Annotated in this window: 10 protein-coding genes and 1 tRNA gene; 7 read left to right on the forward strand and 4 right to left on the reverse strand. The window is 48.0% G+C overall.

Annotation, left to right across the window (positions count from 1 at the left end; all coding sequences use genetic code 11):
- Positions 1-18: 18 nt before the first annotated feature.
- A complete protein-coding gene (gene murI, locus IE163_RS07805; protein ID WP_189431960.1) occupies positions 19-822 on the reverse strand; it encodes a glutamate racemase in 804 nt (267 codons plus the stop codon).
- A gap of 196 nt (positions 823-1,018) precedes the next feature.
- Here murI and fusA point away from each other — a divergent pair, with 196 nt between their 5' ends.
- From fusA to IE163_RS07835, 6 genes are all read left to right on the forward strand, one after another.
- The gene (gene fusA / locus IE163_RS07810; RefSeq protein ID WP_189431962.1) at positions 1,019-3,118 is read left to right on the forward strand and encodes an elongation factor G; all 2,100 of its coding nucleotides are present in this window, start codon (positions 1,019-1,021) and stop codon (positions 3,116-3,118) included.
- Between the two features lie 157 nt (positions 3,119-3,275).
- A complete protein-coding gene (locus IE163_RS07815) occupies positions 3,276-4,736 on the forward strand; it encodes a circularly permuted type 2 ATP-grasp protein (protein WP_189431963.1) in 1,461 nt (486 codons plus the stop codon).
- A 3-nt stretch (positions 4,737-4,739) separates the two neighbouring features.
- On the forward strand, positions 4,740-5,711 hold the full coding sequence (locus IE163_RS07820) for an alpha-E domain-containing protein (RefSeq protein WP_189431965.1): 972 nt from the start codon (positions 4,740-4,742) through the stop codon (positions 5,709-5,711).
- A 25-nt stretch (positions 5,712-5,736) separates the two neighbouring features.
- Entirely contained in the window at positions 5,737-8,121 is a 2,385-nt protein-coding gene (locus IE163_RS07825; RefSeq protein WP_189431966.1) for a circularly permuted type 2 ATP-grasp protein, read from the forward strand.
- Positions 8,118-8,996, forward strand: a complete 879-nt coding sequence (locus tag IE163_RS07830; RefSeq protein ID WP_189431969.1) for a transglutaminase family protein — start codon at positions 8,118-8,120, stop codon at positions 8,994-8,996. The genes IE163_RS07825 and IE163_RS07830 overlap by 4 nt, the downstream gene beginning before the upstream one ends.
- Before the next feature lie 101 nt (positions 8,997-9,097).
- Complete coding sequence (locus IE163_RS07835; protein WP_505602212.1) at positions 9,098-10,381, forward strand: acetyl-CoA hydrolase/transferase family protein; 1,284 nt, start codon at positions 9,098-9,100, stop codon at positions 10,379-10,381.
- A 128-nt stretch (positions 10,382-10,509) separates the two neighbouring features.
- Here the strand turns inward: IE163_RS07835 and IE163_RS07840 are convergent, their stop codons facing one another.
- The 3 genes from IE163_RS07840 to IE163_RS07850 form a co-directional block, all read right to left on the reverse strand.
- Entirely contained in the window at positions 10,510-11,298 is a 789-nt protein-coding gene (locus tag IE163_RS07840; RefSeq protein ID WP_189431974.1) for a putative porin, read from the reverse strand.
- 116 nt (positions 11,299-11,414) lie between these two features.
- A complete protein-coding gene (gene uvrB / locus IE163_RS07845; protein WP_189431976.1) occupies positions 11,415-13,424 on the reverse strand; it encodes an excinuclease ABC subunit UvrB in 2,010 nt (669 codons plus the stop codon).
- A gap of 9 nt (positions 13,425-13,433) precedes the next feature.
- The gene (locus IE163_RS07850; RefSeq protein WP_189431978.1) at positions 13,434-14,768 is read right to left on the reverse strand and encodes an MATE family efflux transporter; all 1,335 of its coding nucleotides are present in this window, start codon (positions 14,766-14,768) and stop codon (positions 13,434-13,436) included.
- Positions 14,769-15,286: 518 nt separating this feature from the next.
- Between IE163_RS07850 and IE163_RS07855 the strand changes: the two genes are divergently transcribed.
- A tRNA-Asn gene (locus IE163_RS07855) sits at positions 15,287-15,360 on the forward strand.

Below are 15,360 nucleotides of genomic sequence, written 5' to 3' on the forward strand. Positions count from 1 at the left end.
CCGCAGAGTTTTAAAACGTTAAATCGGTAATATCTGCTGTACACTTGGCCATAGTTGCTGCAATTGCCGGTAAAATAATGCTACATCACCACTGGTGTAAAAGGTGTCTGTCGCCACACTGCTCGCATCAGCCAGCAGCTGTGTTTGCAATAAACGTTGCTTTAACTGTTTGGCAACCGCGATTTCGGTGCGAATAAGTGTGACATCTGGTCCAACAATCTCAGCGATAAGCTCTGCCACAAAATTATAGTGCGTACAGCCTAATACCAAGGCATCTGCGCCCTGATCCAGCAAAGGTTGAATATAGCGTTTAAGCTGTAACTTCATCTTATCGCTATTAAAAGCCAAATTTTCTATTAATGGCACCAGCTCAGGACAGGGTTGCAATAACACTTTGGCTTGGGCTGCAAAACGTTCTGCTAAGGTGGCAAATGCCGGGGTTAATAAGGTGCGTGGCGTAGCTAAGACGCCGACTACCCTACTCCGGCTGGCAAGTACCGCAGGTTTTATGCCAGGCTCCACCCCGACAATAGGCAATGGATAATCAGCCCTGAGCCTGGCAATAGCCGCTGTCGTAGCGGTATTACATGCCACCACAATGGCTTTGGCCCCAACATTGACCAGATGCCGGGTAATATAGTGCATTCGCTGATAAATATAGTTGTCACTTTTTTCACCATAGGGCGCATGGCCAGTATCTGCCACATAGATAAGAGATTCTGCCGGTAAATACTGGCGTATCGCCAATGCCACCGACAAACCGCCAATTCCTGAATCAAAAACACCAATAGCGCCATTAGCACAATTTATATTAGTGCGCATAAAAAGCTAACCTGTGTCAAACTCGCCCCTGCGTTGCGCTAAGTCAGGCTGAATAATAACTATGATAAACATTGTCAGCCCGCTTTGACAGCAGCAACAAAAAATTCGCTAACTACCGTTTTTTTTTTCGGGCAAATCGATTTAAAATCCTGTATATTGTCGCACTATTTTCAAACCCTAGCTTATAGAGACTACTATGTCAGCAGATTTATCCTTATATAGAAACATTGGTATCTTCGCGCACGTTGATGCCGGCAAAACCACCACTACCGAGCGTATCCTGAAACTGACCGGTAAAATCCATAGGTTAGGTGAAGTTCACGAAGGTGAATCAACGACTGACTTCATGGAACAAGAAGCCGAGCGCGGTATTACTATCCAGTCAGCAGCGGTAAGCTGTTTCTGGAAAGGCCACCGTTTCAACGTCATCGATACCCCGGGTCACGTTGACTTTACCGTTGAAGTATACCGTTCATTAAAAGTATTAGACGGTGGTATCGGTGTATTCTGTGGTTCTGGTGGTGTTGAACCACAATCAGAAACCAACTGGCGTTATGCTAACGATGCAGAAGTATCGCGTTTAATCTTCGTAAACAAGTTAGACCGTATCGGTGCTGATTTTATCCGCGTAACTGAACAGGTTAAGAAAGTTTTAGGTGCAAACCCACTGATCATGGTATTACCCATTGGCCGTGAAGATACCTTCAAAGGTGTGGTTGATCTGTTAACGCAAAAAGCCTACATCTGGGATGAGTCTGGCCAGCCAGAAAACTACACAATAACTGACGTACCTGCTGACATGGCTGATGACGTTGAAATGTACCGTCAACAGATGATTGAAACCGCGGTAGAACAGGATGACGAATTATTGATGGCTTATATGGAAGGCGAAGAGCCGTCTATTGAAGACATCAAGCGTTGTATCCGTAAAGGTACCCGTGATCTGGCATTCTTCCCAACTTACTGTGGTTCAGCCTTTAAAAACAAAGGTATGCAGTTAGTATTAGACGCTGTTGTTGATTACTTACCGTCTCCTACTGAAGTTAACCCACAGCCATTAACGGATGAAGAAGGTAACGAGACAGGTCAATTCGCCATCGTTTCTGCCGACGAGCCTTTCCGTGCTTTAGCGTTCAAAATCATGGATGACCGTTTTGGCGCCCTGACTTTCGTGCGTATCTACTCTGGTGTACTGAACAAGGGTGATACCATCCTTAACTCTTTCACTGGCAAAACAGAGCGTATCGGCCGTATGGTTGAGATGCAAGCGAACGACCGTACTGACCTGACCACTGCGCAGGCTGGTGACATCATCGCTTTAGTAGGCATGAAGAACAACACCCAGACTGGTCATACCCTGTGTGATCCTAAGCATGTTTGTACTCTGGAACCAATGGTATTCCCAGAGCCAGTAATCTCTATCTCTGTTACACCAAAAGATAAAGGCTCTGTTGAGAAAATGGGTATCGCTATCGGTAAGATGGTTGCTGAAGATCCAACGTTCCGTGTTGAAACTGATATCGATTCAGGTGAAACCATCCTTAAAGGTATGGGTGAATTACACTTAGATATCAAAGTAGATATCTTAAAACGTACTTACGGTGTTGAATTAGTTGTAGGTCAGCCACAGGTTGCTTACCGCGAAACCATTACTCGTGAAATCGAAGACAGCTACACGCACAAGAAGCAATCTGGTGGTTCAGGTCAGTACGGTAAAATCGACTACCGCATCCGTCCAGGCGAGCAAAACTCAGGCTTCACGTTCAAATCCACTGTCGTGGGCGGTAGCGTACCAAAAGAGTTTATGCCTGCTATCGAGAAAGGCTTCGAGTCAATGATGTCAACCGGTACTTTGGCTGGCTTCCCGGTATTAGACGTTGAAGTTGAAGTATTCGACGGTGGCTTCCACGCCGTTGACTCATCAGCAATCGCGTTCGAAATCGCTGCCAAAGGCGCTTTCCGTCAGTCAATGCCAAAAGCTGGCGCACAACTGCTTGAGCCAATCATGAAAGTTGATGTGTTCACCCCAGAAGATCACGTAGGTGATGTTATCGGTGACTTAAACCGTCGTCGCGGCATGATCTCTGGTCAGGAAGCTGGCGTAACTGGCGTTCGTATCAAAGCTGACGTACCGTTATCTGAGATGTTCGGTTACATCTCTACCCTGCGTACTATGACATCAGGCCGTGGTCAGTTCTCTATGGAGTTCTCGCACTACTCACCGTGCCCGACTAACGTAGCAGATGCAGTAATCGCGAAAGAGAAAGAAAAGAAAGCTGCTGCAGCTAAAAACTAAGCTGTAATTGCTTCGCATAAGCCCCGGTAGAGTGATCTACCGGGGCTTTTTTTATAGCCCTTGCTCACTTAATGTAATGGCACAACCTTTGCTGAACTAAAACAGATGCAACGCCAAGAGCTCGTTGCTGTTTTTAAGGTTGCGCAAGGAGTTGTCTATGAGTTTGGAAAATTTTACCGGCGGCCGATACCCACTGCATGCTAACTGCTTTGATGAGCTGGTGGCGGCCGATGGTAACGCCAGAGCCCCGGCAACCGCAATAGCACGTTTTATTGATAAGCATGGTGCCGCTGAACTCTGTACCCGGCAACTGCAACTAAATCAAACGATTAGCGACATGGGAGTATGCTTCACCCTCTATGCAGAAGGCAGTAATATTGACAGAGCCTGGCCGCTAGATGTGATCCCACGAACTATACCAAGTTCAGAATGGCAACGTACCAGTGCCGGACTAAAACAACGGTTAACGGCGTTAAACCTGTTTATTGACGATCTTTACAACGGCCAGAGAATACTTAAAGACGGCGTAGTACCGGCCGAACTGGTATTAGATTCGAAAAATTATCTTGCACCATGTCAGGGCATGTCGCCCCGTTATGGGGTGTGGGCCAATATCTGTGGTACCGATCTGGTGCGCGATGAACAGGGTACTTTTCTGGTATTAGAAGATAACCTGCGAGTCCCATCCGGGGTTTCTTATATGTTAGAAAACCGCACTGTAATGAAACGGGTTTTTCCAGAGCTTTTTGCCGATTCGACTATAGTACCGGTGGATGATTATCCGGCGCAGCTCTGGCAAATGCTGGCATCCTTATCTCCGCGTGGTGAGCATGTCCCCCCTTGTATCGTCGTGTTAACACCTGGCATCTATAACTCGGCCTATTTTGAGCATAGCTATTTGGCCCAACAAATGGGCGTGGAGCTGGCTGAAAATCATGATTTGCTGGTTGAGGATGACAAGGTCTGGTTAAAGTCTCTGCGAGGTAAACGCCAGGTAGATGTGATTTACCGGCGTATCGACGATATATTTATCGATCCACTGGCTTTTCGCGCCGACTCGGTACTTGGCATACCCGGTTTAATCGCGGTCTGGCGCAAAGGCAATGTTGCCATAGCCAATGCGCCCGGCTCAGGGGTAGCGGATGATAAAGTTATCTATGCCTTTGTCCCGAAAATTATCGAGTACTACTTAAGTGAGCGACCGTTGATTCAGAATGTCGAAACCTTTTTATGTCAGGATCCGCTGGAACGCAGCTATGTATTGGCGAATTTAGATAAACTGGTGGTTAAACCGGCAAATGAATCAGGTGGTTATGGCATTTTAATCGGTCCGCGTTCTACTCAGGCCGAGCGCACGCAGATGGCAAACGCCATCAAGGACAATCCCCGAAACTTTATTGCCCAACCGACTTTAAACCTCTCTACTGCACCTACCCTTTGTGACGGCACATTGGAGCCACGGCATTTAGATCTGCGGCCTTTTATTTTACAGGGCGCTGAACTCTACTGCTCAACAGGGGGCTTAAGCCGTGTGGCGTTAACCAAAGGCTCCCTGGTAGTCAACTCTTCACAGGGTGGTGGCAGTAAAGACACCTGGATCATTAACGATGAGGGCTAAATCATGCTGGCAAGATCGGTAGAAAATATTTTCTGGTTAGGTCGTTACCTGGAACGACTTGATGATACAGCGCGCCTGGTTAACGCCACCAGTCACTTGTTAATTGACAGTCATAAAGACACCGAATTCGGTTGGCCGGTGCTGCTGGATGTCATGGGGCTGGACAGTGCACAAGTATTAGCAGGCTATGGCCTGCAACCACAAAACCCTGCGCAGTTGGCACAGATAGAACAAGCGGTAATGAGTTATCTTACCAGCAGTAGCGACAGCCCGGTGTCAATCCGTACCGCCTGCAGCCAACTAAAATATAATGCGCGGACCATCCGGCAATTATTGCCACGAGATATGTGGGAAGAACTCAATAAACTGGATAGCTTTGTCCAGCAACATTGCTTAAAACCAGCCAGCCGTCAGCAGCGTTATCAGTTAATGACCGAAATCAGCCGCCGTTGTCAGATGGTAATAGGCACTGTTGATAGCGTGATGCTTCGCGGTGATGCGTTTGACTTATTTACCTTAGGCCGTCATTTGGAGCGTGCCGACATGGTTACCCGCATTATGGACGTGATGGTATTGCAAACTTTACAACCCACTCAGCTAAAACGGCCACGCTTTCGCTGGATCTCAATTTTAAACGCGCTAGGGGGTGTTGAATCTTATCACTATTATTTGGCCAATAACGCTACCGGGGCAGATGCCGATGCCATTGATTATCTGCTAAGCTATGCAGACTTTCCGCGCTCAGTCAGTTATTGTTTCAACCGGGTGGCGGCTTCTGCCAAAGGGCTACCGGATAGCCCGGTTATCTTGCAGCATGTGCATCAACTGCAACATCTACTAAGCCGACAGCCACTAACAGATTTAAGCACAGTACAATTACATGAGTTAATTGATCAAATCCAGGCGGGCATTATCAATTTGCATCAAGTTCTGCTTGGCGCGAATGTCACTGAACCACAACAATTAACCGCCTAGCAACGCAGTGTAGGCAGGAGTAGCAGTGTCAATCAACTTAGGGGCTAGCCCTACAAGTGCGCCAGCAACAACCTATCTGACTGATTGGTTTGAGCGTCAACCTCCAGCACTTTTGGCTCGTTGGCATACTGATCTACAGCACCAGTTACGTGAAAATGGCGCTAGCTTCGAGCGCTGGCACAGGCCCAGCAGGCAGCTCGATCTCTCACCCTGGCTGTTTACTGCGGAGCAATGGCAAGTTATTAGTCGCGGTATTAAGCAGCGCCATCGCTTGTTGGCGATGATGTTGGCCGATCTTTATGGTCCGCAACAGCTATTGGTTGCAGGCATTATGCCAGCAGAGGTGTTATTTAACTGCCCTTACTACCTGCCGGAATGTCATAATATCGTACCCAGCCCGGCACAATGGTTACCCATGCTGGCGACCGATATTGCGCCGCTCACTGATGGTCGCTTTTGCGCCTTTGCCGATAGCTGCCAAACACCAGCAGGACTTGGCTTCGCCTTAGAGCATCGACTTGCTCTAAAGCAACATATGCCAGAGTTAGCACAGTTATTACCGAAACGACAACTGGCCGATTTTTTCCGGCAGCTAAGGCATTATTTACAAAACCGGGGGGATGGCCTGACGGCGATTCTCACCCACGGCAATCGCGATACCGCTTATTTTGAACATGCTTACCTCGCCAACTATCTGGATGTTGCATTGGTGCATGGCGCTGATCTGATGTATCGCGAGGGTAAGATCTGGCTGAAAACACTTAGTGGGTTAAAGCCAGTGGCTGCCCTATTGCGCTATCTGGAGGATCTGCAAACCGATCCGCTGGCACTGGAGCATCATCCCGCTGGGGTAGCGGGTTTAATTCATAGTATTCGCCAGCAACAGGTATTCTGTGCTAACCCACCCGGTGCCGCCTTACTGAATTGCGGAATTTTGCTCCCTTATCTGGAAGATGCCGCCACCTTTTTACTAAAAGAGCCGCTTGCTTTGCCCTCAGTACCAGCCTTTTGGGGGCAAGACTCTGCGTTGTTAAGCAAAGTAAAGGCAGCTCCTGATGCCTTTATCATGCATAACTTACAGCATGGCCAACAAAGCGCAGTTGATCTTGACCGGGTATTAAAACAACCTGCGGCTTTTATTGTTCGCCAGCGATTATCACTACAAACACAGCCCTGCTATCACCCTGCACAAGGCCAGACGCTTTTAAGTGGTATTTTCAGAACCTTTAGTTTATATCAAGCCGGTGCCGCCCCCATATTGCTGCCGGGCGCCTTTAGTCGCCTGGGAGAACAAAGTAGTATTCAATTACCCTTAACCGCACAAGATAATCCGGCAGAGCTAAGTAAAGATGTCTGGGTGTTAGGCGATGATAAACCGCTAGAGTCGCTATTACAAAGCAGCTCAGCACCCGTTACCTTGTCCCGGGAATCCGGTTTACTGCCCAGTCGCGTAGCTAACCACTTATTTTGGCTAGGCCGCTATAATGAGCGGCTGAATTTACTAACACGGGCACTAAGAGTTGCGCTACCGCTGCTCAGTTTGCCCCTGCCATTGCAGCCACAACAGCAGCAACAATTACATTGTTTTGTCGATTTTTGCTTGGCGGCTAATGGCGGACACCCCATCAGCGAGCAGCAAACAGTAAATACCGCGCTACGCCAATTGTTTGCCCCAGAGCATCAGCTTAGTGTATTCGCGTTACTAAAAAACGTCGTCTATAACGCGCAATCGGTGCGTGAATACTTTAGTGACGACACCTGGTACTTGTTAGATAAACTACAAGAGGCTATTTATCATTGGCCGGCCGAGCCTGATTTGCAGCAACCGATGGAGATTATCCGCTTACTTGATGATATTGTGATCCTGCAAACTGCGCTTTATGGGATGAATAATGAAACCATGAGCCGCACCCAGGCCTTACGTTTTATGGATATTGGACAACATTTAGAGCGCGCCTGGCAAACCAGTTCTTTACTAGAGCGCGTTTTTGTCAACAGCACGCCCGATGCCAGTATGCTGGAAGCGCTATTGCGTATGGCAGATACCTTGATGACCTATCGCCGCCGCTACCGCTCAGAGCTAAATCCTGTGGCCATTATTGATTTATTGCTACTGGATACCAGCACCCCACGCTCAGTAGGCTATCAAATCCATCGGCTGCAGCGGCAAACCGCAGCACTGCCAGAGCTGACGACAGCAGATCGTCAACGCTTACCCGCGCTGGCAGACGCCCTCGCGGCGTTAATCGCAGAGCTTGAGGCTCAGCAGCTTGTTGTGCAACATCAGCCCTCACTGCAGCTGGGAGAGCATTTGCAGCATATTCAACAGTTATTGCGGCGACTATCTGACGAAATGTCGCTCAGTTATTTTACCCATGCGCATCTAAGTCGCCCCTGGGCCACAACATGAAATATCAATTACAACACCTGACTGAGTATCTGTACCAGCATCCCGTAGCAAACAGCTATAACCTGGCATGCTTAACCCCCAGAGATCTAAGCTACCAAGAGGTCAAAACCACGGCATTGCACATTTACCCCACGGGCGCTGAAGTTAGCCAATATCAGGATTACTTTGGTAATATCCGACATTTTATTCACCTGCAAGCACCACACCAGCAGCTAAGCGTAGTAAGTCATGCTTCGCTGGAGGTATTGCCACGCCGCAATAACGAGCGTTTGCAAAGTGGCTGCAGCGCAACGCAATTGCAGTCCTATTTACAACATAGCAAAACGGCTGCTGCGGTTTATGCCAAAATGCTCTGTCAGCCCAGCAGTATGGCACCCATCAGCGCTGAAGCAGGTGCGTTACTCGCGCCGTTACGGCGGCAAAACCAAACGGTGTTAGAACTGGCCGAACAATTAAACCAGTATATTTATGCTAACTTTATTTATACCCCTGGCTTTACCACCGTGGTTACGCCCTTGTCCGATGTTATTAAATATCGACGTGGCGTCTGTCAGGACTTTGCCTTACTGGCTATAAGTTGCTTAAGGGCCAATGGGATACCGGCACGCTATGTCAGCGGCTATTTGGAAACACAGCCATTACCAGGCCAACCGCGCTTACAAGGCGCTGATGCCTCTCACGCCTGGTTTTCGGTGTTTGACCCAGAGCTTGGTTGGGTAGATTTTGATCCCACGAATAATCTATTGCCCTGCCAACAACATTTAACCGTAGCCTTTGGCCGCGATTATGCCGATGTGGTACCGTTAAAAGGCGTAGTGCAAGGCAGTGGCAACCATCAGCTAAAAGTGGCGGTAGATGTTGTGCAAAGTGCCTAAAAGGCGCAGGTAAAGGCGCCATAAGGTGATTAATGGCTTATTGATCCGCATCAGTGTCCGCAACACGAAAAACGCTAGAATGCGCGCACATAGAACAGGAGATAACAATGCGCGTTGCAACCGCCGAACAGGCACTGAGTATTTTACAAGATCACGATAACATCTGGTGCCAGTCTATGGCTGCTACCCCCTATTTTTTATTACAGGCCCTGGCGAAAGTTGCGCTACAAAAGCGACATCTGACCTTATTGCAATTACATACCGAGCACAGTGAGCTGCTGTGTGATCCCGCGCTGGCAGGCCATCTGCGTCAGCGCTGCTTTTTTGTAGGCAGCAGCACGCGTCAGGCAATACAGAATGGCCAGGCAGATTATGTGCCCATTTTTTTATCAGAAATTCCCAAGCTATTCCGACGCGGCGAACAAGCTTTAGATGTGGCCTTAATCCAGGTATCGCCACCGGATAAACATGGTTATTGCAGTTTAGGTATTTCGGTGGAAGCCACCCGGGCAGCCTTACAAGTTGCCAAAAGGGTGATTGCCTGGGTCAATCCACAGATGCCAAGAACCCATGGCGATTCGTTTATTCATCTCAGCCGTTTTGACCGCTATGTCGAGCATAGCGCGCCTATCCCACTACATTTACCGGCAGAGCTGGATGCAACCACCCGCCAAATTGGCCAGCATGTTGCCAGCTTGATCGGCGATGGCGACTGCCTGCAAATGGGGATAGGCGCTATTCCTGATGCAACACTGGCTTGTTTAGGCGATCGACAGCATTTAGGTATTCATACGGAAATGTTCTCCGATGGAGTGTTACCGCTTTTAGCCAAAGGCGTTATCACCAATCAGAATAAACGTAAGCATCGCGGTAAAATTGTTACTACCTTTGCAATGGGCTCGCAGGCACTCTATGATTTTGTGGATGATAATCCGGAAGTGGTGTTTTTAGATGTAGAGTACACCAATGATACCGCGGTCATTCGGCAGAATCCGCAAGTCGTGGCCATTAATAGCGCCTTGCAGGTTGATCTAAGCGGTCAGGTGTGTGCCGATTCACTGGGGACGAAAATCTATTCTGGTGTTGGCGGTCAGATGGACTTTGTACGCGGCGCCAGTTTATCTGAAGGTGGCCGGGCTATTATTGCCCTACCGGCGACAGCAGCGGGTGGCAGGGTATCCCGTATTAGTAGCTTGCTAGCCCCAGGTGCAGGCGTAGTGACTACCCGGGCGCACGTTAATTATATTGTCACCGAGTACGGTATTGCGCAGCTTAGAGGGAAAAGCATGGCTGAACGCGCCAAGGCGCTGATTGCCATAGCGGCACCGGCATTTCAGGAAAGCTTGTGCCAACAAGCCTGGCAAGATTGGGGCATAACAGTGTAACTGGCAGCAGTCTAATTCAGTTCACTGAAACTGCAGCAGCGAATAAAAAAGGGCCGCAACAGCGGCCCAAATCAGCAAGAACATATCAGGAACTAAACACTAGACACAACTTAAACTAGCTTAGCGGATTAGAAGCGGAAGCTCGCACCGATTTGATAAAGATCATCACCGGTATCCAGGCTATCAAAGGTCACGCCCGCTTTTAAGGCTAAATTAGGCATGACATACCAGCTACCCCTTACAGTAAAAGCATCGGCATCAGCATCAAAAACACCTTTGGTTACCCAGTCATACGCCAGGCCCAGCGACACATTGCGACCAAAATAATAGTCAGCACCTACCCCAAAGCGGCCAAAAGATGACTTAGCAACATCCATATAGCTAGCGTCCACACTCATAAAATCGCCATTGCCTAGCGTCATTAACTTTTTGGTGCTTACGCCATATTGCGTCACGCTGCCGTCACCGTCCGGACGCAAATGTTCAATATCTAACTTAACTAACCAGCTTGGATCCAGATAATAACCTAAGCTTGATTCAACCATGCGGTCGCTGCTGTTATTAAACTCCGTCCATAACAAGCTGGCATAAAAATTATGGCTGGTATCACGGTATTCACCACCAACTGACCAGTTACTACCGCTTACTTTACCCAAATTGCCAAAATCAAATTTCGCATAGTCATACGCAAATAACAGGCTGCTGCTGCGACTTAAAAAGCCAGCTTCTGCCAACGGCATATTATTGTTGGTACGTACCGGGCTTAAGTAAAACTGATGCGATAAATTGTAAGCATCGATATCCGCATCTAAGATTTTCCCCCAGCCATAATTCAGGTTGGTCTCGTGCTGAAAGCTATTGGCAAAAACACTGGCTGAGCTTAGCGTTAACGCTATTGCAATTAATGTACGTTTCATATTGACCTCACGTCGTTGGTAATTAGTCCGTTTAAGTAACTGGCGCCATCTTAGCGGCAACGACTTAACGATAACTGAATGAAAATACGCTTTAAGGTCAAAAAACCAGCAACTAGTTAACTTAGCTCTAACAAGAGTTTTTTCAAGCTTTGCACTTGATCGCGCAGTGCCGCCGCTTGTTCAAATTCCAGATCGCGGGCATGTTGCAACATTTTTTGCTCCAGCTGTTTTATCTCTGCCTGCAGCTGATAAGGCGTACGACCTTTAACTAAGCGCTGCTGCTCTGCAACTTGCCGTGCTATTGCCGGATTTTGTTGTGGTGACTGCCCTAAATCCATCACATCAGCCACCTTTTTCGAAATGGCTTTTGGTGCTATACCATGCAATTGGTTAAAAGCCTGTTGTTTCGCCCGCCGCCGATCGGTTTCATCAATAGCACGGCGCATCGAGTTTGTTATGCGATCGGCGTATAAAATCGCCCGCCCCTCTAAGTTACGTGCTGCACGGCCGATGGTTTGAATTAACGAGCGTTCAGAACGCAAGAAGCCTTCTTTATCCGCATCCAGGATCGCCACCAGCGACACTTCCGGAATATCTAAGCCTTCCCGTAACAGGTTAATGCCCACCAGCACATCAAATACCCCTAACCGCAGATCCCGGATAATCTCCATCCGTTCCACCGTATCGATATCCGAGTGTAAATAGCGTACCCGGATCTGATGCTCATTTAGGTACTCGGTTAAATCTTCCGCCATTTTTTTAGTTAGGGTGGTCACTAATACCCGCTCACCACGCTGCGCTCGCAGCATGGCTTCAGACATTAAATCATCGACTTGGGTAGCAACCGGCCTAATTTCTATTTCTGGATCAACCAAGCCGGTTGGCCGCACTACTTGCTCTATGACTTCACCGGCAGAATGTTCCAGCTCGTAGGCAGCGGGTGTGGCTGACACATAGATGCGCTGCGGTGCAATAATCTCGAATTCGTCAAATTTAAGTGGCCGGTTATCCAGCGCTGAGGGTAAACGAAAACCGTAGTTAACTAAGTTTTCTTTGCGTGAGCGATCGCCTTTGTACATGGCACCAATTTGCGAGATGGTGACATGCGACTCATCAATAAACATCAGGCCATCATCTGGGAAATATTCCAGCAAGGTGGGTGGAGGCGAGCCGGGATCACGACCCGATAAATAACGGGAATAGTTTTCAATACCCGAGCAATAACCCAGCTCTATCATCATTTCAATATCAAACTGGGTACGCTGCGCTAATCGCTGCTCTTCTACCAATTTATTCGCTGCCAGAAGCGCGGCACGGCGCTCAGCCAGATCGACTTTAATTTGCTCTACTGCCGCTAAAATCGTCTCGCGTGGTGTGACATAGTGCGTTTTCGGATAGATAGTATAGCGGGTAACGATTTTCTCCACCGCGCCGGTCAGCGGATCAAATAAACTAATGCGCTCTATTTCTTCATCAAATAGCTCAACCCGCACTGCAATATCGTCTGACTCCGCCGGGAAAATATCGATCACTTCACCACGCACCCGATAGGTCGCCCGCTCAAAGGCCAAATCGTTGCGGGTATATTGCAGCTCGGCCAAGCGTCTTAAAATAAAACGCTGATCCACAATATCGCCTTGTTTTAGATGCAGCAGCATCTGCATATAGGATTGGGGATCGCCCAGACCATAGATAGCCGACACCGAAGCGATAATCACCACATCACGCCGCTCCATCAGTGCTTTGGTGGCAGATAAGCGCATTTGCTCAATATGCTCATTAATAGAGGCATCTTTTTCAATAAAGGTATCGGTTGAGGGCACATAGGCTTCTGGCTGATAATAATCGTAGTAGGAAACAAAATACTCTACAGCATTATTAGGAAAAAACGCTTTCATCTCGCCATACAGCTGGGCAGCCAGCGTTTTATTGTGCGCCATAATCAGAGTTGGTCGCTCGACCTGTGCTATCACATTGGCCATAGTAAAGGTTTTACCTGAGCCGGTTACCCCGAGCAAGGTTTGGTGCGCCAGGCCATTGCTTAAGCCCTCTACCAGCTTTTTTATCGCTTCGGGCTGATCGCCAGCGGGTTGATAATCGGATACCAGTTCAAAGGCGCGTGACATAAAAACTCCTTACGCAAAACGTTGCAATACCCGGTGATACCAATAATAGGCAACCGAGGCGGTAATCAGGTTAGCGATAATACAACCGATAAACACACCGACCACACCAAAAAGCACACCACCCACCCAGGCTAATGGCACATAGCAAATAAACAATCTAAATACGCTTAACACCACCGCTTTAGCCGGTAAATGTAAGGCGTTAAAAGATGAGTTTGTTAGGATAATAATCCCTTGCAGGCCATAGGCCACGGGCATAATCCAAATAAACCAACGTAAATACTCGGCTACTTGTGGATGGTCGGTAAATAAAGCAGAAATAGGATAAGCAAGCAGCGCTAGTATTAAATAAATTACCGCTTGCCACCCTAAAACAAAGCGGCAACATAGTTCATAAGCTTGCTTTACCCGGCTAAATTGCGCTGCCCCAAAATTCTGGCTGATCACTGGGGGTAAGGTCATAGATAACGCCAACACCACTAAACAGGCAATACTTTCAATACGCGCGCCAACCCCAAAGGCTGCGACGGCCTCAGGGCCATAGCTTGCCATTATCGCCGTTAATACCGCCATGGCCAGCGGCGTCAGCATGTTAGCACCAGCCGCAGGCAACCCAATATGCAAAATTTTTCGACAGATGCTCAGCCACTGTCGCCAGGGTAAAAACCAGCGTGTTAACAGGCCTCGTTTCACACTTAGCCAATAAATAATAAAGACAAAGCCCGTTAACCAGGAAATCACCGTTGCTAAAGCGGCACCTTGCATCGCCATAGACGGTATCGGCCCGAAACCGAAAATCAAAATAGGATCCAGTACCGCATTAACCAAGCCGCCACTGGCCATCACCAAACTGGGGATTTTAGTCTCCCCTGCAGCCCGTAAAATCGCATTGCCAATCATGGGGGAGACGAGTAACACCGAACCGGCCAGCCAGATAACCATATATTCGCGAATATAAAGGAGTATTTCATCACTGGCACCAAGCAATAAAAAAAGTGGGTCAAGAAATAGCAAACCAAGCAATGCCAGCACAAACACCAATATTGCCGATAACCATAAGGCACTTAAACTGTCACTCTTCGCGTCGTCTTCGTTACCTGATCCAAGTGCTTTAGCTATCACCGCTGAGGTGCCAATGCTTAAACCGATGGCTAAACTAATTAAGGTAAAAGTCACAGGAAAGGTAAAACTAATAGCCGCCAACTGCTGGGTACCCAGCAAACTGATAAAGAAGGTATCAACCAGATTAAAGCTCATCAAGGTGAGCATGCCGCCCATTACCGGCCAGGTGAGTCTTTTTAACAGCGGAGCGATACTCGCAGTCAATAATGCATTTTGCTTCATTAGAAAGCCTGATTAACCTAACAGCAGAGAGGGAAAGGCCACTATTGTATGTAAAAACAGTACCTAGCACCATGCGAAATCAAAAATAAGCTTTACCTGCAATAGCAGCGAATATTCTGAAAGAGTGCACAATTCAAGCGTAATCAACTTACTGTAGTTAAAATCGGCTAGCAATCAGGCAACAACTACGACAAAAATAACCAAGCTACTGATTAATAACAGTTATATTTTTTATCGAAAAGCTATTGACCTAAAGCAAACAGAGCCGCCGTAAGGCTTTGCACGATTAAGCAACCACAAACTCACAGACTTATCCACAGCTTCTGTGGGTAAGTCTCTCTCCCCCTTTGTTGATAAGGCTCGCTGCCGCTATATCAGCCACAAGGTGGCTTCTTTGCTCTGAAAAACAGCATTCTGCTGAAACAATGCGCAAGTAAACCACAAACGTAAAAATCCCCACTGCAAAGTGTTGACAGTATGCTGAGCTGGCATTAGTATTGCGCCCCGTTGAAAGCTGTTCCCTAGTAGCTCAGTTGGTTAGAGCGGCGGACTGTTAATCCGTAGGTCACTGGTTCGAGTCCAGTCTGGGGAG

The sequence above is a fragment of the Alishewanella longhuensis genome (assembly GCF_014653435.1).
Lineage (GTDB): Bacteria > Pseudomonadota > Gammaproteobacteria > Enterobacterales > Alteromonadaceae > Alishewanella > Alishewanella longhuensis.

Excerpts from the sequence above, each read along its gene's own strand:
- murI (WP_189431960.1), bottom strand. The coding sequence starts at position 822 with ATGCGCACTAATATAAATTGTGCTAATGGCGCTATTGGTGTTTTTGAT.
- fusA (WP_189431962.1), top strand. The coding sequence starts at position 1,019 with ATGTCAGCAGATTTATCCTTATATAGAAACATTGGTATCTTCGCGCAC.
- IE163_RS07815 (WP_189431963.1), top strand. The coding sequence starts at position 3,276 with ATGAGTTTGGAAAATTTTACCGGCGGCCGATACCCACTGCATGCTAAC.
- IE163_RS07820 (WP_189431965.1), top strand. The coding sequence starts at position 4,740 with ATGCTGGCAAGATCGGTAGAAAATATTTTCTGGTTAGGTCGTTACCTG.
- IE163_RS07830 (WP_189431969.1), top strand. The coding sequence starts at position 8,118 with ATGAAATATCAATTACAACACCTGACTGAGTATCTGTACCAGCATCCC.
- IE163_RS07840 (WP_189431974.1), bottom strand. The coding sequence starts at position 11,298 with ATGAAACGTACATTAATTGCAATAGCGTTAACGCTAAGCTCAGCCAGT.
- uvrB (WP_189431976.1), bottom strand. The coding sequence starts at position 13,424 with ATGTCACGCGCCTTTGAACTGGTATCCGATTATCAACCCGCTGGCGAT.
- IE163_RS07850 (WP_189431978.1), bottom strand. The coding sequence starts at position 14,768 with ATGAAGCAAAATGCATTATTGACTGCGAGTATCGCTCCGCTGTTAAAA.